We start from the raw sequence: 25,925 nt of genomic DNA, 5'->3' as shown, positions 1-25,925 counted from the left end.
TGTTGGCAATGAAGTAAAAAAAAAGCTGAACATGACGGTTCAGCTTTTTAACGTTTACTTTCTAGCTCGCCGTCAGATTGCCGGACGCGCTATCACGCTACGGGTTTCCATACGAACCTCAGCGATAGTCACATCAATTACATCAGTCACTTTGAAGACGACTTCGCCCTTGATTTGCACTGTGCCATTTTCCTGGCTGCAAACCAATTCATCACGTACCGCATGCAGGAACGGAGCAGGGATAAAGGCTACTGCACCATTTTCAACCAGACGCACACGCATCCCACCACGGCTAACATCAATGATTTCAGCCGCAAAGCGAGCATCCGTCCCGGGTTTGTCTTTCAGGAAGCGAGCATATAACCAGTCACCAACATCACGTTCCGCCATGCGATTCAGACGACGACGTTCTGCCATCTGCACTGTGATTTCATCTTGCGGACGTGTCGCGGTTTCACCCTTGATTATCGCTTTCAACAGACGATGGTTGATCATATCGCCGTATTTACGAATAGGTGAAGTCCAGGTCGCATAAGCTTCCAGGCCAAGGCCGTAATGCGGGCCTGGTTCAGTGCTAATTTCAGCGAACGATTGATAACGACGAATTCGGGTATCAAGAAAACCGGTCGGTTGGGCATCGAGTTCGCGGCGCAGTTTGCAGAAACCGTTAAGCGTCAGAACTTCTTGTGCATCCACATCAAGGCCATGGCCCTGGAGCATTGTGGCAAGTTGCTCAATGTTTGCAGGGTCAAAACCGGTATGGACGTTATAAACGCCGAAGCCCAGTTTTTCACGTAACACAATGGCAGCACAAACGTTCGCGGCAATCATTGATTCTTCAACAATGCGGTTTGCGATGCGGCGAGGTTCTGCAACAATATCCAGCACTTCGCCTTTCTCACCCAATACGAAGCGGTAATCAGGACGATCTTTGAATACCAGTGCGTGGGTACGACGCCAGTCGGCACGGCTCAGACAAACGCGTTCCAGCAAGCGGATTTGCTTAGCAATCGCTTCACTTGGTGGCTGCCAGTCGCTTTTTCCTTCCAACCAGTCGGAAATATTGTCATACGCCAGTTTGGCTTTTGACTCGATGGTCGCCACGAAGAAGTTAATTCCATCTTCAATAGTGCCGTCTTGCGCAATAGTCATGCGACATGCGACTACCGGACGCGTTACGTTGGGACGCAGGGAGCACAAATCGTCAGACAACTCGCGCGGCAACATCGGAATATTAAAGCCGGGCAGGTAGTTGGTGAATGCGCGAACTTTCGCGATATCGTCAAGCTTGCTGCCTTCGGCAATCCAGGCAGTAGGGTCGGCGATGGCCACCGTCAATTGCAGCTTGCCATCGGCAAGTTCTTCAACGTACAGAGCATCATCCATATCTTCGGTACTGGCGCTGTCAATGGTAACGAAATCCAGGGCAGTTAAATCTTCACGCACCAGACCTTCATCCAACATTTCAGTCGCCACACCATTAGGCGCTTCACGCTCGAGATTATGGCGTGACAGTGTCACCCACCATGGTGCAAGGTGATCGTCACCAAAGGTGATGAATTGGGTTAATTCAGCGTAGAAACCGCGGTCACCTTTCAGCGGGTGGCGTTTCATTTCAGCGACGGCCCAATCTCCATTCTGGAAATCATGGGTGACGTTACGGTCAGCACGGCACTGGATAGCATCTCTTAATAATGGATGATCCGGGACAATAGACAGGCGGTCATCTTTACGCTGTATACGGCCAACAAACCGGTTCAGGAACGGTTCGATAAGCTCTTCTGGCTCAGCGGTTTCTCGGTCCTTGTCGGTATGAATCACCGCGCTCACGCGGTCACCGTGCATCACTTTTTTCATCTGCGGCGGTGGAATGAAGTAACTTTTTTGAGCATCCACTTCTAGGAAGCCAAAGCCTTTTTCCGTGCCTTTAACCACGCCTTCAATGCGCGGAGTTTGGGAATGCAGTTGCTGTTTAAGCTGCGCGAGCAGCGGGTTATCCTGGAACATGTTTTTTAGTTTTCGTGGCCAAAAGAGCGGCTGACAGTTTTACGCGAATCCACCCTTTGCGGCAAGCGCTGTTTGCCGTAAAAATGCGGGAGTTACGATACCCGGCTGGTGTTTCCCAACCCGATTTTCAATCGATTTAGCCAACCATACAGCCCTGAACTTACCATGAGCTGCAATGCTTCGTTCTCTGTAAAACCCTGTTCGAATAGGGGTTGAAGTTGGGCCGCACTAAAACTGCCCGGAGCACGGGTCAGCACACGTACTGCCTGGATAACAGCCCGTTCTCGAGGATGGTTATGACTCCACGCCTGCAGCGCTCTTTCACCATTACGTATGGCCTCGGGTAAACCGCTTTCACCATGCCATGCGTTGGCAAAATCGGTGAAGCAACCTACGCTGCCATTGATGCGTGCCGTTAACAAACCCACAAGAATGTGATCGTGACTCGCCTGAGCCGTGTGCGGGAGCAATAAATGGGTCAAATTGCTGAGAGCGGAAAGCACCGAGGTATTATGAACCAGCAGCCAACTCATATCCTGTAAGACATGTTGAGTTTGGCTAATGTTTAGTACTTCAAGCTGGTCAGTATTGGCGTAGCGTTGTTCTACTGCGGGCAAGCCTGCTTGCCATTGAGAATCTCCTTCAAGGAATAACTCGGCGTTGGCATCTTGTTGTGCATGAAGACCCGGAAGCCAGCGTGCAGGTAACCCTTGAAGCGCCTGGAATACGGCAATCACGCGAGACTGAAAGCCGATAAATCCAATCAATTGGTTAAACGTCACAATGTCATTGACTGAGAGCGCGACTTCATCAAGCTGCTGACGCGAAACATCGTCAATGAGAGTCGGTTGGCTGGCTAATTGACGGGCGTATTGGGTTATTTGCGTCAGGCGGCGATTGCTCTCACGGGAAGAATCCGGACCTGGTTGGGGAGCTAGCCGTGCAGCATAGTGATTGCACAATCGCTGAACGCCGAAAACTTGCGCCACCGTGAGTGCTGTACTCAGGCGGTCATAGCTGCTCAGTGTGTGTAAGCGGGTCACAGCGCTATTATCCGGCAACAAGCATTCAGATACATTTCGTGCAGCCGAAAGCCAGGCCGCTTCAACGCAGAGTTGTTCTGTGCTGAGTTCTAAGTCGAGTAAAAACCGGTCTTCGAGAAATGCTGCCTCGGGTACTAACGGTAACACGACGGCATCACTGCGACTGGATTGAGTTTCATGATACCAGTGGCCTTTGCCAGAAATTCGGCGTTGTTCCATGGTCGTTCCTTGGTAAAAGAGTTTACAAGCCCGGAGAAAACACCAGACGGCCTGGTTTGCTGCTTTATCCTGGCGTAACCATGGAGGGTGACAAAAGAATGATAGGTGATAACAAATATCAGAAAGCTATAACCGTGCCTCTCTCCATCATCCTGCAAGCTGCAGAGGTGTTGGCTGCACTCGAATGCTAATGGATATAGAAAAGGAACAACATGGGGCAGGAGGCAAAGCAGGAGGGAGTATGGGGCAGGTGGTTACCCACCCCACAAAGAACCGAATTAGTCTTTCAGTTCCAGTTCGTTCATTGCAGCGATGCTGAAACCGCCGTCGACGTGCAGAACTTCACCAGAAACACCGGCAGACAGGTCTGAACACAAGAACGCAGCGGAATTACCCACATCTTCAATTGTCACAGTGCGACGAATCGGGGTAACCGCTTCGCAATGTGCCAGCATTTTACGGAAATCTTTAATGCCAGAAGCTGCCAAAGTACGGATTGGACCCGCAGAAATGGCGTTCACACGCACACCTTCTGGACCCATCGCATTCGCCATATAACGCACGTTAGCTTCCAGAGACGCTTTAGCCAGACCCATAACGTTATAGTTAGGGATTGCGCGCTCAGCACCCAGATAAGACAGAGTCAGCAGAGCAGAACCAGGATTGAGCATTTCACGGCAAACTTTTGCCATCGCAACAAAGCTGTAAGAGCTAATGTCGTGAGCGATTTTAAAGCCTTCACGGGTAACGGCATTGACGTAGTCGCCATCTAACTGGTCGCCAGGCGCGAAACCGATAGAGTGAACGAAACCGTCAAACTTCGGCCAGCTTTTCGCAAGCTCAGCAAACATCGCGTCGATACTTGCGTCTTCTGCCACGTCGCACGGCAGAACCAGGCTTGAACCCAGGTCTGCAGCAAAACCTTCAACACGGCCTTTCAGTTTTTCATTCTGGTAAGTGAAAGCCAGTTCAGCACCTTCGCGGTGCATAGCCTGTGCGATACCGTAGGCAATGGAGAGTTTACTGGCGACGCCAGTGATCAGAATGCGCTTACCGGTAAGAAAACCCATAGCTTTGAATCCTTATAGTTTCTGCTAATTTTATGACTTGATAATCATTCGGTTACGATTGATTAGTCACAATTTTTCAACACGAAATTGAAATTATATCCCACTCCGCGTCTGTTGTGTCACGTTATTTTTCTGACTGCGATTGACTGGTTATCACGTCGCCAGAGGTCTGAACAGCTATGATCGATTTTTGAGACTACTATTTGTCCGATAGTTATGTGCACACCATTCACTATTTTGGAGCAAAATGATGAAAATTTCGGTTGAATCACACGTTAAAGCACCGATAGCAAAGGTTTGGCAAACCTATATCAATCCTGAAGATGTTAAGCAATGGAACACTGCTTCACCTGACTGGCACACCCCAACGGCTGCAGCCGATTTCAGAGAAGGTGGGGAGTTTTCATTTCGTATGGAAGCCAAAGACGGCAGCATGGGTTTTGATTTTGCAGGTGTATATACACATATCGTTCCCAATAAACTGATTGAATACACATTTGGCGACCGTGAAGCGAAGGTCGAGTTTTCACAGGAAGATATCGGTGTGAAAGTTTATTTGGAATTTGATCCTGATAATCAATATCCCATCGAGCATCAAAAGAATGGTTGGCAGGCAATTCTGGATAACTTTGCGCGTTATACGGAGGAGAAGAAATAGGGGGGATGTTGGGCGGCGAGTAATGAAGTACCGCCCGTTTTTATTGCTAAATCTACCGATCTTTCCGCCACGCATCCGCAGTCAAAGCTTCGCCAAAATGACTGTTAATCAAACGCTTAGTCAGGTCATGTAACGGAGATGCGAGCACATCTGCCGTGCTTCCACGTTCAACAATTTCACCTTGATGCATCACCATCACTTGGTCGCTGATGTGCTTCATCATGCCAATGTGTTGTGTCACATAAATATAAGCAATGCCCTGTTTTTCCTGTAGTTCTAACATCAGGTTAATCAGTTGCGAACGCATGGACATATCAAGAGAGGCCAGCGCTTCATCGGCAATTATCACCTTCGGTCGCAGAATTAACGCACGCGCAAGTCCTAGACGCTGTTTTTGTCCTGGGGCAAGCATATGCGGATAATAACTGGCGTGGTCGGGAAGCAACCCCACCATTCTTAACGTCTCAACAATCTGCTTCTGGCGTGCTTCCGGCTCAAGGTCGGTATTCAGGCGCAACGGGAAATCCAGGATCTGGGAAATACGTTGGCGAGGATTAAGTGAAGTGCTGGGATCCTGGAAAATCATCCGAATATGCTGGCTTCGGTAAGTATAATCGCCGTAATGCAACAAATGGTCGTTAATCACCACTTCGCCTGTTGTCGGTTCGACCATTCCCGCCAGCATTTTTGCAAGCGTAGATTTACCTGAGCCGTTTTCACCAATAATAGCCAGCGTCTGTTTTTCACGTAATGTGAAACTCAGCGGTTTCACCGCGTCAACATGTTGGCGACGAAACATACCCGTCCGGTAACGAAACGTTTTACTTAAATTACGAACTTCGAGCAGCGTTTCGACCATTAATGGCTCTCCATATTCAGCGGGAAGTGGCAGGCATAAAGATGGTTTTTGGCCCCCACCAGGCGCGGTGTTTCGATACATTCACGCTGCGCATAAGGACAACGCGGCCCGAGTCGGCAACCCATCGGCAATTGTTCCAGCAAAGGAATTGCACCAGGCATGGTGTTCAGACGGCTTTTGTGAGGCATTGGGCTGCCAAAGTCCGGGATCGCACGGATCAGTGCCTGGGTATATGGGTGATGGGGCGTTGCTATTAGTTCTTCACTGGTTGCGCTTTCTACGGTTTGCCCACAGTACATCACATTAATTTTATCGGCCCACTGGCTTAGCATCTGCAAGTCGTGGCTGATGAGCAAAATGGTGGTGTTGTTGTACTGGTTAAGCCGCGTCAGCAATTTGAAAATTTGTAATTGTGTGGTCGGTTCCATGGCGTTGGTTGGCTCATCGGCTATCAACAAACGCGGTTGGTTAGCCAGCGCAATGGCTATCATTACCTTCTGACATTCACCGTCAGTGAGTTCATATGGATAACTGCGCATCGCGTCTTTATGATCTTTAATCCCGACACGGTGCAAGAGCTCAATCGCACGGCGTTTTCGCCAGCCAAAACGCTTCCACCAGCGGCCTTTGTAGGTCCAGCCAGGAATATTTTGCATGAGCTGACGGCCGACACGTTCTGATGGATCAAGACACGACTGCGGTTCCTGAAAAATCATTGACACGTTATGGCCCACCAGACGCCGCCGTTCACGGCCACTCAAACGCAGCAGGTCAATATCGTCAAAGCGCATACGGTCTGCAGTGACGCGCCAGTTATCTTTCGTCACGCCACAAATAGCTTTAGCAATCAGGCTTTTTCCTGAACCCGACTCCCCAACCAGACCGCGAATTTCCCCTTCATTCAGGGTCATGCTGACGCGGTCAACGGCTTTAACCCAACCTTCGGACGTCATAAATTCGATGGTCAGGTTTCGAATATCAAGTAATGGCATTATTGCACCCCCGCATTGATTGCGCGGCGTAAACCGTCGCCCAGCAGGTTAACCAGCAATACACTGGTCATGATAGCAACACCGGGCAGCATGACCGTCCACGGAGCCACATAAATCAACTCTAGTGCATCGCCTAACATTGCACCCCATTCTGGCGATGGGAGCTGGGCGCCCAAATCCAGAAAACCCAGTGCGGCAATATCAAGAATTGCCATCGACAGGGCGCGAGTGATTTCAGTCACCAGAATTGCCGCAGTATTCGGCATCACCGCAAACCACAGAATATTGAGTGTTGACGCACCATCCAGGCGGGCAGCGATAACATAATCTTTATCCAGCTCATCATGCACTGCGCTATAAACTGAACGCACCATGCGAGGGAGCAGCGCCAGCCAAACAGCAAACATAGCGTGAACCAAATGTGGTCCGACAAACGCGACGACGATAATTGCCAGCAACAGGGAAGGAATAGATAAAAGTGTATCGAGGATGTGATTGAGTACCGCAGAGCGCAAGCCGTGAGTAGAGCCAGCAAACACGCCCAGAATAATACCGAAAATCGCAGCGGCCAGTGTTACGACAAACGCACCGCCTACCGTTGGGGCCGCACCACTTAATAAACGGCTTAAAACGTCACGTCCCAGATCATCTGTGCCCAGGAAGAACGAGACATCACCATAGCGTGACCACGAAGGCGGTAACAATTGATAACCGAGGAATTGCTGGTCGATACCATATGGAGCAAAGACGCTACCAAACACGCATAGCAGTACTAAAGCCCCGCAACCGTACAGGCCAATCATCGCCGTTGTGTCGCCGTAAAATTTCTGCCAGGTCAGGCGTAGTGTGCTCGGCGGGCGCTTCTCGCGATAGACGCTATCGTAGGGCATACCATTCCTTATGTGTCAGTGGGTTTGCCATCGCACCCAAAATATCGGAGATAACGTTCACGATAATAACCAATGAACCGATGACCATCACACCCGCAGAAATCGCCGTGTAGTCTTGTTGACGGATGGCATTAATCAGCCAGCGTCCAAGTCCTGGCCAGCTGAACACCACTTCGGTGATCATTGCCAGCGTTAGCATGGTTGAGAATTGCAGGCCGAGGCGCGGAATAACTGGTGGTAGCGCGTTATGCAGCACATGGCGATGAAGAATAGTCAGACGAGATAAACCGCGTGTTGCCGCAGCTTTAATATAATTTTGGTCAAACACATCAATGGTGCTGATTCGCATCAAACGAATCACTTCGGTTGTTGGTGCTACCGCAAGGGTGACCACGGGTAAAACCATATGCCGCAGCACACTCATTATCATCTCATCGCGATAAGGGGAGTCCGACAGCCAGGCATCAACCAGCGCGAAACCCGTCACCGATTTCACTTCATAAAGCAAATCAAAGCGCCCGGAAACCGGCAACCAGCCTAAGGTCAGTGAGAAAAACATGGTCAGTAGCAGTGCGAACCAGAAAACCGGAATTGAAAACCCCACTAATGCCAGCGCACTGATGAGTTTGTCTTGCCACTTGTTGCGCATAATTCCGGCCAGCATTCCCACTGGAATACCGACTATTAACGCCAGGCCAAACGCCAACAGACACAATTCCATGGTGGCGGGGAACACAATGCGCAACTGTTCGTTAATTGACTGGCCGTTAATACTTGATACGCCAAAGTCCCAGTGCAGAACACCTTCAAACCAAAATACCAGGGCATTCCAAAACGACGCGCCTTGCAGCGGTGCGTGAGGGGTAAAATAATTGAGACTAAAGCTGATAAAGGCCAGGAAAAACAGTGTTACCAGCAACAACAGCAAGCGGCGCAAGGTGTAAATAATCATGGTTTTTTCACCTCAACATGTTCACGGGAAACCCCTGCAAACGATGCGTTACCAAACGGACTTAGCACCAGTCCTTTAATATCGTAGCGATAGGCTTGCAGGCGCAGCGATGATGCCAGCGGCAGTACCGGCAACTCTTTAGCCAGAATATCCTGAGCCTCACGATAAGCCTCGATGCGCGACGCCAGTTGCTGAGAAGACAACGCTTTTTGTAGCACTTCATCAAATTTAGGATCACACCAGCGAGCATAGTTGGTCTGCGAACGAATCGCGGCACAACTTAGCATTGGGCGGAAGAAACTGTCAGGGTCGTTGCTGTCTGTCGCCCAGCCTGCCAGTGTTAAATCATGGGTCATATCCATCAAGCGCGCCTCCTGGAAGCGGCCTTCAACCGGTACGATAATGACCTTCACACCAATTTGTGCCATATCAGCCTGGATAAGTTCTGCTGTTTTCAACGGGCTTGGATTCCATGCCTCAGAACTGGTTGGTACCCATAAACGCAATACCAGATTATTAAGCCCCAGTGCTTTTAGTTGCTGGCGTGCTTTTTCTGGATTGTATTCAGTAATTTTAGCGTCACTGTCATAGGCCCATGATGCCCGCGGTAAAATAGAAGCAGCCGTTTCTGCTGTGCCGTAATAAATCGACTGCATAAGGCGTTGATTATTAATCGCCAGTGCCAGCGCGTGGCGCACAGCAGGATCATTTAATGGTGCCTTGTTGGTGTTAAATGCCAGATAAGCAATGTTCATTCCCGGGCGCAATGTCAGGCGCAAACGCGGGTCATCACGCAAAATAGTCAACTGGCTTGCGGCAGGATAGGCCAATACATCACATTCGCCAGTCAGCAGTTTCGATAAACGCCCAGTGCCACCAGCACCCAAATCCAACACTACCTGCGGCATTAGCGGCACACCACGCCAAAAATGAGGGTGTCGAGCCAGGCGAATATATTGCCCTGCATGATATTCAGTGATCTGGAATGGTCCTGTACCCACCGGTTGGCGGTCCATTAATTCCTGACGGTCGGCTTTGGTCAGTTGTGCTGCGTATTCCGCAGACATCACCGAAGCATAGTGGGTTGCCATGTGCCACAGGAAAGAGGCATCCGGTTTTACGAGGCGGAATTCGACCGTGTTGTTGTCGAGTTTGCGGACACTCTTGACTGAATCAGGGAATTGAAGACTATCGAAATAGGGATAGTTGCCGCCATTGACGTTATGCCAGGGATGATTACGGTTAAAGATGCGTTGAAAACTAAATACCACATCATCGGCATTTAGTGTGCGTGTTGGCGTAAACCACGGCGTGGTCTGGAACTGAACATTAGGTCGCAAATGGAAACGGTAGGTGGCACCGTTATCCAGCACTTCCCAGCTTTCCGCCAGTTCTGGCACAAGGCGGTAAGTATAAGGATCAACGTCCAGTAACCGGTCATATAACTGTGCGGCAAGGGTGTCCACAGTCAAACCGCCGCTAGCCATCTGCGGATTAAAAGTATTGACCTGACCATTGACACAATAAACAAATCCGCTGTTACGGATATCTGTTGGTTTTTCAACAGGTGAGGCAGCAAATGCTGCGCCACTAAGGCAACTGAACGCCAGTAACAGGGAGGAGACAATTCCGCGCATAAGTTTTTGAGTTTTCTCGGGTGATAGGCAAAGTGTATCTCACTCGGGCCTGCTTCCCAAAATAACTAAGGGTAATTGCTAACTTTCTATTCAGAGTGCTGATAAATACATCATTCTTAATCGCTATTGGTGTTTTTTCATCATGGCGCGCAGCTGATGGTAGGTCAGCCCTAATAACTCTGCGGCACGTCGTTGGTTGTGATTGGCCTGTTGCAAACTTTTCTCCAGCAACTGCTTTTCTTGCTCATTTTGCCAGTGTCTTAAATCTACGGGCAGTACAGGTAACAGGCTTGTGGCATCAGGTTCAACATGATTTGTGGGGCGACCAAAAGGATCGACGATGACTTCATTAACCGGTTCTTCACTGGTGCCGTGGCGATAAACGGAACGTTCCACTACGTTTTTTAACTCACGGATATTTCCCGGCCAGGCGTAATTGAGCAGCGTTAATTGAGCTTCTTCGGTAAATCCTGGAAAGAAAGGTAACTGTAATTCGCGGCACATCGTTATCGCAAAATGGTCGGCCATCAGCATGATATCGGACTGGCGCTCGCGTAGTGGGGGGAGTTTAACCACGTCAAAAGCAAGACGGTCGAGCAAATCCGCGCGGAATTTCCCTTCTTCGGCAAGTTTTGGCAAATCTGCATTGGTGGCGCAGACCAACCGTACGTTCACCTGCAATGGCTGGCTGCCACCCACGCGCTCAAGTTCACCGTATTCCACCACCCGCAGCAGTTTTTCCTGCACCATCATCGGCGCAGTTGCCAGTTCATCCAGGAATAATGTGCCTCCATCTGCACGCTCGAAGCGGCCAGGATGGCGTTTTTGTGCCCCGGTAAAAGCCCCAGCTTCATGACCAAAGAGTTCGGAATCCAGCAAATTATCGTTAAGTGCCGCACAGTTAAGCGAAATGAATGGTCCTTGCCACCTGCGAGAAAGGAAGTGCAGGCGATTGGCTATCAGTTCTTTACCGGTGCCTCGTTCGCCGATGACTAACACCGGTTTTTCAAGCGGTGCCAGGCGTGAAACTTGTTCCAGAACCTCAAGGAAACTGTTCGCCTCGCCAATCAAGTTATCTTTGCTATCTGCCATGATTAAATTAACCAATAGTTAGTTATTTAAACCACTATAGCCGTTGTGGTTCTTGAGTCAAATTTAATCATTTCCTTTTAAATCAATAAAATAAAAAGTTGGCATACTGTTTGCAATATTCATCTCGTGCAGGGTGCCAGGCACCTGAAATAATGACTAAAGAGGATTGAATTATGGGTATTTTTTCTCGTTTTGCCGACATCGTGAATGCCAACATCAACTCACTGCTTGAGAAAGCTGAAGATCCACAAAAGCTGGTTCGCCTGATGATTCAGGAAATGGAAGACACGTTGGTTGAAGTGCGTTCTACCTCTGCCCGTGCGCTGGCTGAAAAGAAACAGCTATCCCGTCGTGTAGAACAAGCGACCGCACAGCAAGCTGAATGGCAAGAAAAAGCTGAGCTGGCGCTGCGTAAAGATAAAGAGGATTTGGCGCGTGCAGCGTTAATCGAAAAACAAAAAATGACTGACATGATAGCCACCCTGGAAGATGAAGTGGTGCATGTCGATGAAACACTGGCACGCATGAAAAAAGAAATTGGCGAGCTTGAGAACAAACTCAGCGAAACCCGCGCGCGCCAGCAGGCATTAACTCTGCGTCACCAGGCGGCTTCTTCTTCACGTGATGTTCGTCGCCAGTTGGATAGTGGAAAAATCGATGAAGCCATGGCACGTTTTGAATCCTTCGAGCGTCGTATCGACCAGATGGAATCAGAAGCGGAAAGCCACAGTTTTGGCAAACAAAAAAGTCTCGACTCGCAGTTTGCTGAACTGAAAGCAGATGACGAAATCAGCGAACAATTGGCTGCGCTGAAAGCTAAAATGAACAACCAGGATCGTGGGTAAATAACGGCACTGCGGCGAGCTACTTATGTTCGCCGCACTCAAAGCCTGATTTGTAAAAGGAGTACACATGAGCGCGCTTTTTATTGCCATTCCGTTAACCATTTTTGTGTTGTTTGTCGCCCCGATTTGGCTGTGGTTGCACTACAACAACCGTGCCGCAAACGGCGGGCAGCTTTCGCAGGGTGAACAACAGCGGCTGGCACAGTTGACTGACGATGCACGCCGTATGCGTGAACGCATTCAGACGCTGGAGCAGATCCTTGATGCAGAACATCCGAACTGGAGAGACAAATAATGGCGAATTCATTTTCCGGTCGTAAGTTGTGGCGTATCCCTGAAAAAGGGATGGTAAAAGGTGTTTGTGCGGGTATCGCGCAATACCTTGATGTCCCAGTAAAACTGGTGCGCCTGATTACTGTTTTAGCGATGATTTTTGGCCTGTTTTTCTTTGTGATGGTGGCCTACATCGCACTGACTTTTATCCTTGATCCGATGCCTGCGGGCGCATCGCAGGAAAAGCTACAACCAACCAATCGTGACTTGCTCGACGAAGTCGATGCTGAATTAGCCGCGGGTGAACAGCGTTTACGCTCAATGGAGCGCTATATAACCTCTGATACCTTCACGTTACGTAGCCGCTTTCGCCAGCTTTAATTCCGTTTTCACCCTCTCCTGGGGAGAGGGTCGGGGTGAGGGCTAGCAGATTTAATGACAACACTTTACCCATTCCCAGGAGAAATAATGTCCAAATTCCAGACGGCTGCGAACAAGGCTAAGCCGGGCCTGAAAATTGTCGGTAAATTAGTCTTGCTGACAGCTCTGCGCTATGGTCCCGCAGGCGTTGCGGGTTGGGCAGTAAAATCCGTTGCGCGACGTCCGTTGAAAATGTTGCTGGCACTGACGCTTGAGCCTTTGCTGGCACGTGTTTTTCGTAAAATTTCGGCGCGTACCGCGAAGTAAGCTTTTCTCCACGTTTTTGATTTCCAATTCATTTGCCATTGATTCGGCATTAACAACCCATATTTATTACAATCAATGAATATTCTCCTCAGTTGAGGGGGACGGGCGCAACCAGGACGCATATGAACAGAATCAAGAATGAACTGAATGCCCTGATGAATCGGGGCGTAGACCGGCATTTACGCCTCGCGGTAACAGGTTTAAGCCGCAGCGGAAAAACCGCTTTTATCACCGCGATGGTGAATCAATTATTGAGCGTGCATAACGGCGCGCGTTTGCCACTGCTCAATGCGGTGCGCGAGGAGCGTTTACTCGGTGTAAAACGCGTTCCACAGCGTGATTTAGGGATTCAACGTTTTACTTACGATGAGGGGCTGGCGCAGCTTTATGGCTCCCCGCCAAGCTGGCCTACGCCAACTCGTGGCGTCAGCGAAATGCGTTTGGCACTACGTTATCGTTCCAACGATTCTCTGCTGCGCCATTTCAAAGACACCTCAACGCTGTATCTGGAAATCGTCGATTATCCTGGCGAGTGGCTGCTTGATTTGCCGATGCTGGCACAAGACTACCTTAGCTGGTCACGCCAAATGACCGGGCTATTGCATGGCGACAGGGCTGAGTGGTCAGCGCAATGGCGCAAACTGTGTGAAGGGTTAGACCCACTCGCACCAGCGGATGAAAACCGCCTTGCGGCTATTTCAGAAGCATGGACGGATTATCTGTTGCGCTGCAAACGTGAAGGATTGCACTTTATCCAACCGGGCCGTTTTGTCCTACCCGGCGATATGGCGGGCGCACCAGCCTTGCAATTCTTCCCATGGCCGGATGTTGATGCCGTTGGCGAATCAAAACTCGCTCAGGCAGATAAAACCACCAATATCGGCATGCTACGGACACGTTTTGACTACTACTGTGAAAAAGTGGTGAAGGGGTTCTATAAAAACCACTTCCTGCGTTTTGACCGGCAAATTGTACTGGTGGATTGCCTGCAACCATTGAACAGCGGTCCACAGGCGTTTAACGACATGCGTCTGGCACTTACGCAACTGATGCAAAGTTTCCATTATGGCCAGCGCACGCTGTTCCGACGCCTGTTTTCACCGGTTATAGACAAACTTTTATTCGCGGCTACCAAGGCTGATCACGTTACGGTTGATCAACATGCCAATATGGTGGCGTTGCTTCAGCAACTGGTGCAAGACGCCTGGCAAAACGCGGCGTTTGAAGGCATTGATATGGACTGTATGGGGCTTGCTTCGGTGCAGGCAACACAAAGTGGTCTGGTCGATGTGAAAGGGGAGCAAATCCCAGCTTTACGTGGTAATCGCTTGATCGATGGCGTGCCGCTGACTGTTTATCCCGGCGAAGTTCCTGCGCGTTTGCCAGGCAGCGCATTCTGGGAAAAACAGGGCTTTCAGTTTGAACAGTTCCGCCCGCAAGTGATGGATGTCGATAGACCGATGCCACACATTCGTATGGATGCAGCGCTGGAGTTTTTGATTGGGGATAAATTGCGATGAACGAACCATTAAAACCGCGTATCGATTTCGCGCAACCACTGGATGTGGAAAAACAAGATATCTACAAAGCACAGCATGCTTTCAGTGAGCCGGAAGCAGAGAAATTTACCCCGGCGCTTGGCTCGCTTGATGAAGTAGAAGATGACGGGCAGGCGGAAGCGGTAATAGAAGCGGCGTTGCATCCAAAGCGCAGCTTATGGCGGCGCATGGTTCAGGTCGGACTTGGGCTGTTTGGTGTCAGCGTGGTGGCACAAGGTATCCAGTGGACGCATAACGCGTTTGTTACTCAAGACTGGATTGCATTAGGTGGCGGTGTTGCGGGCGGTTTAATTATTGCCGCAGGGGTTGGCTCGGTTGCGACAGAATGGCGTCGTTTATGGCGTTTGCGGCAGCGAGCGGAAGAACGTGATGAAGCGCGTTATCTGATGAGCAGCCACGGTATGGGCAAAGGCCGCGCCTTTTGCGAGAAACTGGCACGTCAGGCCGGGCTTGATCACGGGCATCCTGCGCTACAACGCTGGTATGCAGCGATTCATGAAACGCAAAACGACCGCGAAGTTGTTGAGTTGTACGCACGTTTGGTTCAGCCCGTGTTGGATAACCAGGCTCGTCGGGAAATCAGCCGTTCTGCAGCAGAATCAACACTGATGATCGCCGTAAGCCCGTTAGCACTGGTGGATATGGCGTTTATTGCCTGGCGAAATTTGCGGCTGATTAACCGCATCGCCGCGCTGTATGGAATTGAATTGGGCTATTACAGCCGCATCCGCTTGTTCCGTCTGGTGCTGTTGAATATCGCCTTCGCCGGAGCCAGTGAGCTGGTGCGTGAAGTGGGTATGGACTGGATAGGCCAGGATCTTGCAGCGCGACTCTCCACACGTGCGGCACAAGGCATTGGTGCCGGGTTATTGACGGCGCGCCTGGGGATTAAAGCGATGGAATTGTGTCGCCCGCTGCCGTGGATTGAGGGTGATAAACCGCGTCTCGGGGATTTCCGCAAACAGTTGCTGGTTCAGCTCAAAGAGACGATGAGTACGAGCAAAACCAAGTCCGTTGAGTGACACTTTGGTAATGCCGTGACTGTCCAGGTTTACGGCATTACCCGTATTCATAGACTTATCTGTCAACTTTTCTTCACACATCTCTTCTGACCGCAAGTTATCTGGAGTATCATCACGCCACCCAATGATTCCGCTTATTGCATTTGAAGGACACCTCCATGCGTCTGGAAGTCTTTTGCCAGGACCGACTTGGTCTGACTCGAGAATTACTTGATTTACTTGTGCTGCGTAGCATCGATTTACGAGGTATCGAAATTGATCCAATTGGGCGAATCTACCTGAATTTTTCTACCCTCGATTTTGATACGTTTAGTAGTTTGATGGCTGAAATTCGCCGCATCCCAGGGGTAACGGACGTGCGTACCGTGCCGTGGATGCCTTCTGAACGTGAGCATCGAGCGCTTAGTGCATTGCTTGAAGCGCTGCCTGAACCCGTACTGTCGCTGGATATGAAAAGCAAAGTGGAGCTGGCAAACCCTGCAAGCTGCGCGCTGTTTGGCCAAAGCGAAGATAAATTGCGCAACCATAACGCCGCAAGCCTGGTGAATGGTTTCAACTTCATGCGTTGGCTGGAAAGCGCGCCGGTTGAATCGCACACCGAGCATGTCGTTATCAACGGCCAGAACTTCCTGATGGAAATCACCCCAGTACATTTGGATGGCGAAAACGAGGAGTCATCGTTAGTCGGTGCGGTGGTGATGTTGCGCTCAACGGTACGAATGGGTCGCCAGCTGCAAAACCTCTCTAATACCGATGTTGGCGCATTCAGCCAAATCGTTGCTGTTAGCCCGAAAATGCGTCACGTCGTCGATCAGGCGCATAAACTTGCGTTACTTAATGCGCCGCTGCTGATTGTTGGCGATACCGGTACCGGTAAAGATTTGCTGGCTCATGCCTGCCATCTTGGCAGCCCGCGTGCGCAAAAACCTTATCTGGCACTCAATTGCGGCTCGATGCCTGATGATGTAGTTGAAAGCGAACTGTTTGGCCATGCACAAGGTGCATACGCGAATGCTGTCGAAGGTAAAAAAGGTTTCTTCGAACAGGCAAATGGCGGTTCGGTTCTGCTGGATGAAATCGGCGAAATGTCACCGCGTATGCAGACCAAACTGTTGCGTTTCCTCAACGATGGAACATTCCGTCGCGTGGGTGAAGAACATGAAGTGCATGTCGATGTACGCGTGATTTGCGCAACGCAAAAGAACCTGATTGAGATGGTGCAAAAAGGTGAGTTCCGCGAAGATCTTTATTATCGCCTGAACGTACTGACACTGAATTTACCGCCGTTGCGCGACAGGCCGCAAGACATCATGCCGCTGACTGAATTGTTTGTGGCGCGATTTGCCGATGAACAAGGGGTACCACGTCCGAAACTGGCGAATGATTTGAGCAATGTACTCACGCGTTATGGTTGGCCGGGCAACGTACGTCAGTTGAAAAATGCGATTTATCGCGCATTAACGCAACTGGAAGGTTATGAATTGCGTCCGCAAGACATCCTGTTGCCAGATTTCGACACCGCAAGTTTGGTTGTTGGGGAAGAGGCTATGGAAGGGTCGCTGGATGATATTACCAGCCGCTTTGAACGCTCGGTGCTGACACAGCTTTATCGTACTTATCCAAGTACGCGTAAGCTTGCTAAACGCCTGGGGGTTTCGCACACTGCGATTGCGAATAAGTTACGTGAATACGGTTTGAGTCAGCGTAAAACAGAAGAGTAACATTTATGCCCCCGGTTCTCGGGGGCATTCACACTTAAGCCTGAAGGGCTTCCAGTGCTGCGGCATAATCCGGCTCGTTAGTGATTTCGTTCACTAACTGGCTGAATACCACTTCATCTTTCTCATTGATAACCACAACTGCACGAGCCGTCAGGCCTTTCAGTGCACCTTCAGAAATACCAACGCCATAAGCTTGCTGGAATTCAGGGTTACGCAGGGTAGACAGTGTTACCACGTTGCTCAGACCTTCTGCGCCGCAGAAGCGAGATTGTGCAAATGGCAGATCGGCGGAAATACACAGTACAACGGTGTTATCCATGTCAGTCGCCAGTTGGTTGAATTTGCGCACGGAGGCGGCACAAACGCCGGTATCGATGCTTGGGAAAATATTCAGTACTTTACGTTTTCCGGCGAACTGGCTCAGTGCAACATCAGAAAGATCTTTTGCTACCAGAGTGAAAGCTTCAGCTTTGTTGCCAGCTTGTGGGATTTGACCTGCAACCGCTACAGGGTTGCCCTGGAAATGAACGATTTGTGACATGTTTAATTTTCCTGTTTACATATAATTAACGCCGCGAACAGTGTATGTCAGTATTCATCGTCTGAATATAAAAAACTGATACTGCAAGTAAAAGTGTTCTCTGGCTATACTCAGCAAATAACGTAAAACAACAGGAACAACAATGAGAACAGTGAAGGTTTACCAGGAAGCATGGCCGCTCCACACTCCTTTTGTGATTTCACGCGGAACCCGCAGCGAAGCGGTCGTTGTGGTGGTGGAGCTTGAAGAAGAGGGTATTAAAGCCGTGGGCGAATGCACGCCATATCCACGCTATGGCGAAAGCGATGTATCTGTGCTGGCACAGATAACCACGATCCTGCCGCAGTTAGAACAAGGGATGACACGCGCGCAATTACAAGAGGCGCTGCCTGCCGGAGCTGCGCGTAACGCAGTTGATAGCGCATTGTGGGATTTGGAAGCACGTCGCCAAAAAAGGACTCTTTCGTATATTGCGGGTGTCGAACTCCCTGAATTAGTCACCACTGCACAAACCGTCAGTATTGCCGAGCCAGAACAAATGGCAGCGGCAGCAAAACTGTTGTGGGATAAAGGCGCGCGTTTGTTAAAGGTTAAACTCGATGACCGATTGATCACCGAGCGTATGGTCGCGATCCGTGCTGCGGTGCCTGAAGCGGTATTAATCGTGGATGCCAACGAAGCCTGGCATAGCGATGGATTGGCCGCGCGTTGCCAGTTACTGGCCGACTTGAATGTGGCGATGCTCGAGCAGCCGTTACCGGCAGGCCAGGACAGTACACTGGCGAACTTTATTCATCCATTGCCAATTTGTGCCGATGAAAGTTGCCATACCCGCGAAAGCCTGCCTGCGCTCAAAGGGCTTTATGACATGGTGAACGTGAAGCTGGATAAAACCGGAGGATTAACCGAAGCGCTGGCATTAACTCAAGCCGCTCGTGAACAAGGTTTTGATGTGATGCTAGGCTGCATGCTATGCACTTCGCGGGCGATAGCCGCAGCGTTGCCGCTGGCAGCTAAAGTCCGCTTTGCCGATCTCGATGGTCCAACATGGCTGGCCGTTGATGTTGAGCCAGGGTTGCATTTCGAAACCGGCAAACTTTATCCGTAATAGGTATTACTTTTGCCAGTGCAACAAACCCATCATAGCATCCAGATACCGCTCACTCGCTTCGTCAGCTGAGATGGGCGGGAACTCTGCGGTAATACAAGGCAAATCTAAATCTGCGCACCAACTACCGAAAGAACCAGGTGTTTCGTAACCGACGCTTGTGACCAGCGGCAATTCAAACTCCTTCGCAAGCCATGCACCCAGCGCTGAATTATCCGGATCTTCTATGCACCCTAAAGGATCATGGAAAGAGACAATCCACGCTGGCTGCAAAGTATGAATTAATTGGCATAGCGCGGCGGTTTCTGGCTCGGAGCCTGGTTTTTTACCGGTAGAAAGCACCACATCTCGAGCGTCTGCGCTGCTGTTCCAGCGATACACCGTCTCACCAGACTTCCAGTTGGCGGCAGGGAAATTACGGTTCAGATCCACACCATTCGCATTAGCGCGCAAACCGAGCTGACAGCCGTCAGGGTTTACAGCCAGCACCACATGGTGGCGACGATGTTCTGGTTCTAGCGTACGTAACGCACAAGACAGCGTAACCATCGCGGCATTTTCATCACCATGCGTACCCGCAATAATCAATCCACTGCGCTGTTCACTGGATGCTGCGGGGAACCAAATAAGCGGTGCGCCAAAAACAGTTTTGCCATAACGTTCGGAGCCTTGCGGCAAATGGCCTCGTTGCGAGCGAGGACGGTGGCCAGACATAGTATTCCTTAAAGCGTTTTAGATTTTTCTTGCTGATAGTAATAGCAGTGATTTAAAAAAAACTCATCAGAAACAATCTCCTGTCAGACCAGTTACAGAATTAACCTGATTAACGACATTTCCGTGGCTACTGGCATGATTTATCTGACGGTTGATAGATTTCTATCACGTTATTTAGTTTTGTTATTGGCAAAACAGTTGATTGCGTTACATTGTTTGTCTGTCACTGGCGTGAGCGTAGTGCTGCCCCAAACAAAATTATTCATAAGGGTAAACAATGAAAAAGCGTTTTTTGACTACTTGTTGCGCGTTAGCGATCGCCAGCTCCTTTTCAACCTCCTGGGCGGCTAATGTTCCTGCGGGCACCAAACTTGCGGCTGACCAGAGTCTGGTGCGCCATATTAAAGATGAGCCTGCATCCCTTGACCCGGCGAAAGCCGTGGGTTTGCCTGAAATTCAGGTAATCCGCGATTTGTTTGAAGGCCTGGTTAACCAGAATGAAAAGGGCCAACTTGAGCCGGGTGTTGCCACAAAATGGCAAAGTAATGACAACCGTGTCTGGACATTTACTCTGCGTGATAACGCCCGTTGGTCGGACGGCACGCCTGTTACGGCACAAGATTTTGTCTACAGCTGGCAGCGTCTGGTTGAACCAAAAAATACTTCACCGTTTGCCTGGTTTGCGGCGCTGGCGGGGATCAGTAATGCACAGGCTATTATTGATGGCAAAATGCCAGCTGATAAATTGGGCGTGACGGCGGTAGACGCCAGAACATTGCGTATCCAGTTAGATAAACCGGTGCCATATTTCCCGAGTCTGACGGCTAACTTCTCGTTGTATCCGGTTCCCAAAGCCGTTGTTGAAAAATTCGGTAATGACTGGACGAAACCTGGTAATTTAGTCGGCAACGGCGCATACACTCTTCAAGACCGCATCGTTAACGAAAAAATAGTGGCTGTGCAGAATAAAAACTATTGGGATAACAGCAAAACGGTGATCACTAAAGTCACGTTTATTCCTATCAATCAGGAATCTTCGGCGACCAAACGCTATCTGGCTGGGGATATTGATATCACCGAGTCGTTCCCCAAAAATCTCTATCAGAAGCTGTTAAAAGACATTCCAGGCCAGGTTTATACTCCGCCTCAGCTGGGAACGTATTATTACGCCTTTAACACGCAAAAAGGGCCGACTGCTGACCAGCGTGTGCGTTTGGCACTCAGTATGACAATTGATCGCCATATCATGGCTGAAAAAGTACTTGGGACGGGTGAAAAACCTGCATGGCGCTTTACTCCAGATGTCACTGCGGGCTTCAAGCCAGAACCTTCTGCGCTTGAGCAAATGAGCCAGGAAGAAGCTAATGCCCAGGCGAAAACCTTGCTGCAAGCCGCAGGTTACGGCCCAAACAAGCCGCTTAAACTAACGCTGTTGTATAACACTTCTGAAAACCACCAGAAAATTGCTATTGCGGTAGCATCCATGTGGAAAAAAAATCTGGGTGTCGATGTGAAACTGCAAAATCAGGAATGGAAAACCTACATCGATAGCCGTAACACCGGTAATTTCGACGTGATTCGCGCCTCATGGGTAGGGGATTACAACGAGCCGTCTACTTTCCTGTCGCTGCTAACCTCAACCCATAGCGGCAATATTTCGCGCTTTAATGCACCGGACTACGACAAGATTTTGGAGCAGGCAAGCCAGGAAACGACCGATGCTGCGCGTAATAAGGATTACAACCAGGCTGAGAAAATTATCCAGGAAAAAGCGCCAATAGCTCCAATTTATCAGTACACCAACGGGCGTTTAATCAAACCGTGGTTGAAGGGTTACCCAATTAATAACCCGGAAGATGTTGCCTACAGCCGCACGATGTATATCGTGGCTCATTAATTATATAGGCTACAGTTAGCCATTGGTAACCACGTCTAAATATAGTGCTGGCAAGGTTTTCTTTGTCAGCACATCTTTTTAACCCGTGATAACTCATTCAGAAAGGAGCAATTTTTGATGGGATAAAGAGTATTGATTCAGACTTTCCAGGTCGCCATACGCAATCACTCCGACGAAAGTGTGGCTTCGGAGACTGAGGATTACTTACGTATCGGACTCGCGGTGTAAATCAGCCATTTCCCCGGCCCTTTTTTCTGTACACACATCGCAGGGGCGCTGTAAAAATTGAGCTTTCCTGCCAGGTCAGCATCAGAAACAGTATCGATCAATTTTACGCATTGTATGGATGATTGTTTGAGTTCAGATGCGGGGCTGAATGTTTGAGTGTTGTTTTGGTGGTGCCCACCATTAATCATGGGGTAAATGAGAGCTATAAAGGAAATACAGCCTATGAGAATAATGCCGGTAATAAATACTTTCGCGTTACTCGTGTAGTTTTTAAACATGGCTATTTCCCACTCAAATTATAAGCGAGTGAAAATATCAATAATAACCACAGTAAGGCAATTGGCATTATTGTTCATTTTTAAACAACTATGGCCTTTACTCGTGCTTCCAGCCTTCTATATTCACCGGTCTACGTGAACCAACACAAATTTCAGAGCACGAGTCACCCTAATTTAGCGTGCTGGTGGAAAGCCTCAACTATTCCATCGTAGGTGAAACAACAGATAGAAACATTTTCATCAGGAAGCTGATGTCGCGTATCCGCCGACAATAAACCAGATGATGAATATGATTGCAGCAGCAATAATCGCTATAGGAAACAGAACGCCAATTTTCATTTATTTCTCATTTTTTATGTCATCGTCAATAGACTATAAATGTAACATTTTTTATTGAACAAATTCAGCGTGTTTGCATAATTTTCAGCGTTACATAACAAAAGAACACGGCTAGACTGAAGGCAGTATTGTGGTCACGCATGGAGAAATTGCAGTGGAAACTATCAAGGGAGACGAGTTAATGGTGCCGGATGCAGTGCTCGCCTGGCAATTAGATGGAAAGGGTGGAGCCAGACCCATTGTTAAAGATGACACTGCCGATTGCGAGCATCCATGTTGGGTGCATTTGAATTATACCTATCGTGACAGTGTAGAATGGCTTGCCAACACGCACGTGCTCCCCAATTATGCCCGGGATGCTCTGGCTGGTGAAAGCACCCGGCCGCGCGTTTCGCGCGTAGGCGAAGGCACACTGTTAACTCTGCGATGCATTAACGGCAGCACCGATGAGCGCCCAGACCAGTTGGTCGCTATGCGTTTGTATATTGACGAGCGGATGATTATTTCAACACGTCAGCGGCGGGTACTCGCACTTGATGATGTGGTTAACGACCTCAATGAAGGAACCGGCCCAATCAATAGTGGCAGTTGGCTGGTCGATGTCTGCGATGCGCTGACCGACCACACCAGTGAATTTATTGAACAACTGCATGAAAAAATTATCGACCTGGAAGACAATCTTCTGGATCAACAAGTCCCGCCGCGTGGTTATCTGGCTCTTCTGCGTAAGCAGTTAATTGTGATGCGCCGTTATATGGCTCCACAACGTGATGTTTACGCCCGCCTTTCGAGTGAGCGTTTACCCTGGATGACGGATGATCATCGCCGTCGTATGCAGGATATTTCAGACAGGCTAGGGCGCGGATTAGATGAAATAGATGCGTGTATCGCACGTACAGCGGTAATGGCAGATGAAATTGCACAGGTCATGCAAGAAGCGATGGGAAGACGAACCTACACTATGTCGTTAATGGCAATGGTCTTTTTACCCAGCACTTTTTTGACTGGACTGTTTGGCGTGAATTTAGGCGGAATTCCTGGCGGTGGCTGGTATTTTGGTTTCAGCCTGTTCTGCTTCATGTTGGTGGTTCTTATAGGTGGTGTTGCCTGGTGGTTACATCGTAGTAAATGGCTGTAAAATTTAACATTTTTAACATAATGCAGACTAAAAAAGGCGGCGATAATTGAGCGAGGTCAATAACTGGAACGCTGGTTCAAGGCACTATCTCTCTCGCAGGTGAATGCAACGTCAAGCGATGGGCGTTGCGCTCCATATTGTCTTACTTCCTTTTTTAGAATTACTGCATAGCACAATTGATTCGTACGAGCCGACTATTAGTCGGCTTTTTTTTGCCTGCGATTTGTTGTTCTATGCTTAAAGGGAGAGATAAATGGAGGAAATTATGAGCATATATATCAGAGATTCCATTCCGACTGACCCGGTGCCAGTTCCAGAGCACATTCCCAAGCCGCAACCGATACCTGACCCGCCGCTAGACCCCGATCCAAAGCCAATTATTGATCCGCCGCCGTACAGGTAGGTTTTCCCTCTCTCGGGTAAGAGAGGGGGAAGGATGACTATTTGATTTCGAGGATGTCGAGGCGTTGGAGTGGCGTCTCGCCGTCGTCTTCATCAGGCTGCCAGCCCGCAGGTTGCATCGGCAACTCTTCGCGATCAAAAGCTAAATCGCCACCGTCAACGACTTCGGCACCGTGTTTAAGGCCTTTGAAATCGAACAACTCGGTATCGCACATATGAGAAGGCACCACATTTTGCATAGCGCTAAACATGGTTTCGATACGGCCAGGGTAGCGTTTATCCCAGTCGCGCAGCATGTCACCGATGACCTGACGCTGTAAATTAGGCTGCGAACCACACAAGTTACACGGAATAATCGGATATTCGCGCGCAGTGGCGAAACGCTCAATATCCTTTTCGCGGCAGTAAGCCAGCGGGCGAATGACAATGTGCTTCCCGTCATCACTCATCAGCTTTGGTGGCATGCCTTTCATTTTGCCGCCATAGAACATGTTCAGGAACAGTGTCTGAAGAATGTCGTCACGGTGATGGCCAAGAGCGATTTTCGTTGCACCTAATTCGGTAGCTGTACGATAAAGAATGCCGCGGCGTAAACGTGAGCATAAAGAACAAGTCGTTTTGCCTTCTGGGATCTTGTCTTTAACAATGCTGTAAGTGTTCTCTTCAACAATCTTGTACTCAACCCCAATGCTTTCCAGGTATTCCGGCAGAATGTGCTCAGGGAAACCCGGTTGCTTCTGATCGAGGTTGACGGCAATCAGGCTGAAGTTAATTGGCGCACTTTGCTGCAAGTTACGCAGGATTTCCAGCATGGTGTAGCTGTCTTTGCCGCCAGAAAGGCAGACCATAATGCGGTCGCCTTCTTCAATCATGTTGTAATCGGCGATCGCTTCACCTACGTTACGACGCAGGCGTTTCTGTAATTTGTTGAGGTTGTAAATTTCTTTTTGACTGGTCATGGAATTCTCAGGCTAAACCGACACGCATAAGGCGTAATTCTGGCGTGTATGGTACGGATTGCAGCGGCGAATGCCAGCACGTTTTGCAGTAGTGGGCCATTGAGTAATGCCACTTTGTAATAATGTCACTGCTATAAAGGCATATAGATTGCATGGGTAATTTTAGTTATGTATCATGCGCCGCCAGTGATTTACCTCTAATGAGGTAGCGCAGGTAAATTCAGCTAATATTACCAAACCGCCACTAGCTCATCGGGAAGAGCGGCAGCCGCAGTGTTGTAGTACGGGGTTCGAGGCTCCGGTGGCGGACCAAAGCGGTCATCGTATAATGGTTATTACCTCAGCCTTCCAAGCTGATGATGCGGGTTCGATTCCCGCTGACCGCTCCAGACAATTAAACCTCATAAATAATGTTTGATGGACTATGCGCCCGGCTTTTCATATCGCGGTAACTGAGTAATTTGATACGTACTTGTGCCAAGCACTATGCATCTGTCAGGCTCAGAACTTCCAGAATAGAAAAAGAAATAAGTCTGTTTTTCCGGGAAGAAAACTAAGTCGTCACCATTTTGAAAAGTGGTGACGCGAAAAGGTACGTCATTCTTTGTTTTGGTCTTCTTTATACCTGACGCAACCAGGAAATGATCATCCCATTTCATCGTAGAGAGGTTATGGTCAAAGCGTGAGATAACTACATTTTCTCGCAATGAGCATGAAAGCCTGGTGGCAGTGGCGGCAAATACGGATGATTGAACAAAACCTAAAAGGCTAATTAAAATAATAAGTTTCATGAAA

At 49.3% G+C, this 25,925-nt stretch carries 26 protein-coding genes and 1 tRNA gene; 12 read left to right on the top strand and 15 right to left on the bottom strand.

Annotation, left to right across the window (positions count from 1 at the left end; translation table 11 throughout):
• Positions 1–72: 72 nt before the first annotated feature.
• The 3 genes from FH968_RS00800 to fabI all read right to left on the bottom strand — a co-directional run bounded on the left by FH968_RS00800 (position 73) and on the right by fabI (position 4,339).
• Positions 73–2,007: an exoribonuclease II gene (locus FH968_RS00800; protein ID WP_139876497.1), complete on the bottom strand. Its 1,935-nt coding sequence runs from the start codon at positions 2,005–2,007 to the stop codon at positions 73–75.
• 92 nt (positions 2,008–2,099) lie between these two features.
• Positions 2,100–3,269, bottom strand: a complete 1,170-nt coding sequence (locus FH968_RS00795; protein ID WP_139876496.1) for a CMD domain-containing protein — start codon at positions 3,267–3,269, stop codon at positions 2,100–2,102.
• Between the two features lie 278 nt (positions 3,270–3,547).
• Positions 3,548–4,339, bottom strand: coding sequence for an enoyl-ACP reductase FabI (gene fabI / locus FH968_RS00790; RefSeq protein WP_139876495.1), 792 nt, complete (start codon positions 4,337–4,339; stop codon positions 3,548–3,550).
• 247 nt (positions 4,340–4,586) lie between these two features.
• Between fabI and FH968_RS00785 the strand changes: the two genes are divergently transcribed.
• On the top strand, positions 4,587–4,997 hold the full coding sequence (locus tag FH968_RS00785) for an SRPBCC domain-containing protein (RefSeq protein ID WP_139876494.1): 411 nt from the start codon (positions 4,587–4,589) through the stop codon (positions 4,995–4,997).
• A 52-nt stretch (positions 4,998–5,049) separates the two neighbouring features.
• Here the strand turns inward: FH968_RS00785 and sapF are convergent, their stop codons facing one another.
• From sapF to pspF, 6 genes are all read right to left on the bottom strand, one after another.
• Positions 5,050–5,856, bottom strand: coding sequence for a putrescine export ABC transporter ATP-binding protein SapF (gene sapF / locus FH968_RS00780; protein ID WP_139876493.1), 807 nt, complete (start codon positions 5,854–5,856; stop codon positions 5,050–5,052).
• Positions 5,856–6,848 carry a putrescine export ABC transporter ATP-binding protein SapD gene (sapD, locus tag FH968_RS00775; protein ID WP_139876492.1) on the bottom strand — a complete coding sequence of 331 codons (993 nt, stop codon included), beginning with the start codon at positions 6,846–6,848 and terminating at the stop codon, positions 5,856–5,858. The genes sapF and sapD overlap by 1 nt, the downstream gene beginning before the upstream one ends.
• Entirely contained in the window at positions 6,848–7,738 is an 891-nt protein-coding gene (sapC, locus tag FH968_RS00770) for a putrescine export ABC transporter permease SapC (RefSeq protein WP_139876491.1), read from the bottom strand. Before sapC ends, sapD begins: the two co-directional genes overlap by 1 nt.
• Positions 7,725–8,690 (bottom strand): putrescine export ABC transporter permease SapB, encoded by a 966-nt coding sequence (gene sapB, locus FH968_RS00765; protein WP_139876490.1) that lies wholly within the window; start codon positions 8,688–8,690, stop codon positions 7,725–7,727. The genes sapC and sapB overlap by 14 nt, the downstream gene beginning before the upstream one ends.
• Positions 8,687–10,327 carry an ABC transporter substrate-binding protein SapA gene (gene sapA / locus FH968_RS00760; protein ID WP_139876489.1) on the bottom strand — a complete coding sequence of 547 codons (1,641 nt, stop codon included), beginning with the start codon at positions 10,325–10,327 and terminating at the stop codon, positions 8,687–8,689. Before sapA ends, sapB begins: the two co-directional genes overlap by 4 nt.
• Before the next feature lie 123 nt (positions 10,328–10,450).
• Entirely contained in the window at positions 10,451–11,419 is a 969-nt protein-coding gene (gene pspF / locus FH968_RS00755; protein WP_139876488.1) for a phage shock protein operon transcriptional activator, read from the bottom strand.
• A 173-nt stretch (positions 11,420–11,592) separates the two neighbouring features.
• On the opposite strand from pspF, the gene pspA reads away from it, so the two are divergent.
• The 7 genes from pspA (at position 11,593) to tyrR (ending at position 17,526) form a co-directional block, all read left to right on the top strand.
• A complete protein-coding gene (pspA, locus tag FH968_RS00750; protein ID WP_139876487.1) occupies positions 11,593–12,264 on the top strand; it encodes a phage shock protein PspA in 672 nt (223 codons plus the stop codon).
• A 67-nt stretch (positions 12,265–12,331) separates the two neighbouring features.
• Positions 12,332–12,559 (top strand): envelope stress response membrane protein PspB, encoded by a 228-nt coding sequence (gene pspB, locus FH968_RS00745; RefSeq protein WP_139876486.1) that lies wholly within the window; start codon positions 12,332–12,334, stop codon positions 12,557–12,559.
• Complete coding sequence (gene pspC, locus FH968_RS00740) at positions 12,559–12,918, top strand: envelope stress response membrane protein PspC (protein WP_139876485.1); 360 nt, start codon at positions 12,559–12,561, stop codon at positions 12,916–12,918. Before pspB ends, pspC begins: the two co-directional genes overlap by 1 nt.
• Positions 12,919–13,002: 84 nt before the next feature.
• On the top strand, positions 13,003–13,224 hold the full coding sequence (pspD, locus tag FH968_RS00735; protein WP_139877196.1) for a phage shock protein PspD: 222 nt from the start codon (positions 13,003–13,005) through the stop codon (positions 13,222–13,224).
• A gap of 122 nt (positions 13,225–13,346) precedes the next feature.
• Positions 13,347–14,744: a YcjX family protein gene (locus tag FH968_RS00730; RefSeq protein ID WP_139876484.1), complete on the top strand. Its 1,398-nt coding sequence runs from the start codon at positions 13,347–13,349 to the stop codon at positions 14,742–14,744.
• Entirely contained in the window at positions 14,741–15,805 is a 1,065-nt protein-coding gene (locus FH968_RS00725; protein WP_139876483.1) for a YcjF family protein, read from the top strand. The genes FH968_RS00730 and FH968_RS00725 overlap by 4 nt, the downstream gene beginning before the upstream one ends.
• A gap of 158 nt (positions 15,806–15,963) precedes the next feature.
• Entirely contained in the window at positions 15,964–17,526 is a 1,563-nt protein-coding gene (tyrR, locus tag FH968_RS00720; RefSeq protein WP_139876482.1) for a transcriptional regulator TyrR, read from the top strand.
• A 34-nt stretch (positions 17,527–17,560) separates the two neighbouring features.
• Here tyrR and tpx read toward each other — a convergent pair whose 3' ends face one another.
• On the bottom strand, positions 17,561–18,067 hold the full coding sequence (gene tpx / locus FH968_RS00715; protein WP_139876481.1) for a thiol peroxidase: 507 nt from the start codon (positions 18,065–18,067) through the stop codon (positions 17,561–17,563).
• Between the two features lie 142 nt (positions 18,068–18,209).
• Between tpx and ycjG the strand changes: the two genes are divergently transcribed.
• Positions 18,210–19,175: an L-Ala-D/L-Glu epimerase gene (gene ycjG / locus FH968_RS00710; RefSeq protein ID WP_139876480.1), complete on the top strand. Its 966-nt coding sequence runs from the start codon at positions 18,210–18,212 to the stop codon at positions 19,173–19,175.
• A gap of 6 nt (positions 19,176–19,181) precedes the next feature.
• Here ycjG and mpaA read toward each other — a convergent pair whose 3' ends face one another.
• A complete protein-coding gene (gene mpaA, locus FH968_RS00705) occupies positions 19,182–19,889 on the bottom strand; it encodes a murein tripeptide amidase MpaA (RefSeq protein WP_139876479.1) in 708 nt (235 codons plus the stop codon).
• A 277-nt stretch (positions 19,890–20,166) separates the two neighbouring features.
• Between mpaA and FH968_RS00700 the strand changes: the two genes are divergently transcribed.
• Positions 20,167–21,786, top strand: coding sequence for an ABC transporter substrate-binding protein (locus FH968_RS00700; protein WP_139876478.1), 1,620 nt, complete (start codon positions 20,167–20,169; stop codon positions 21,784–21,786).
• Between the two features lie 200 nt (positions 21,787–21,986).
• On the opposite strand, the gene FH968_RS00695 is transcribed toward FH968_RS00700, so the two are convergent.
• A complete protein-coding gene (locus FH968_RS00695) occupies positions 21,987–22,292 on the bottom strand; it encodes a hypothetical protein (protein ID WP_139876477.1) in 306 nt (101 codons plus the stop codon).
• 240 nt (positions 22,293–22,532) lie between these two features.
• Positions 22,533–22,631: a YoaK family small membrane protein gene (locus tag FH968_RS00690; protein ID WP_139876476.1), complete on the bottom strand. Its 99-nt coding sequence runs from the start codon at positions 22,629–22,631 to the stop codon at positions 22,533–22,535.
• 154 nt (positions 22,632–22,785) lie between these two features.
• Here FH968_RS00690 and zntB point away from each other — a divergent pair, with 154 nt between their 5' ends.
• Positions 22,786–23,769 (top strand): zinc transporter ZntB, encoded by a 984-nt coding sequence (gene zntB, locus FH968_RS00685; protein ID WP_139876475.1) that lies wholly within the window; start codon positions 22,786–22,788, stop codon positions 23,767–23,769.
• A gap of 440 nt (positions 23,770–24,209) precedes the next feature.
• Here the strand turns inward: zntB and ttcA are convergent, their stop codons facing one another.
• The gene (gene ttcA / locus FH968_RS00680; RefSeq protein WP_139876474.1) at positions 24,210–25,130 is read right to left on the bottom strand and encodes a tRNA 2-thiocytidine(32) synthetase TtcA; all 921 of its coding nucleotides are present in this window, start codon (positions 25,128–25,130) and stop codon (positions 24,210–24,212) included.
• 314 nt (positions 25,131–25,444) lie between these two features.
• Here ttcA and FH968_RS00675 point away from each other — a divergent pair.
• A tRNA-Gly gene (locus FH968_RS00675) sits at positions 25,445–25,519 on the top strand.
• Positions 25,520–25,552: 33 nt separating this feature from the next.
• Here the strand turns inward: FH968_RS00675 and FH968_RS23580 are convergent.
• Entirely contained in the window at positions 25,553–25,921 is a 369-nt protein-coding gene (locus FH968_RS23580) for a hypothetical protein (RefSeq protein WP_189388927.1), read from the bottom strand.
• Between the last annotated feature and the right edge of the window lie 4 nt (positions 25,922–25,925).

This window comes from Buttiauxella sp. B2 (assembly GCF_006376615.1).
In the GTDB taxonomy this organism is placed as follows: Bacteria; Pseudomonadota; Gammaproteobacteria; order Enterobacterales; family Enterobacteriaceae; genus Buttiauxella.
This window is presented reverse-complemented; position numbering and strand designations above follow the sequence as displayed.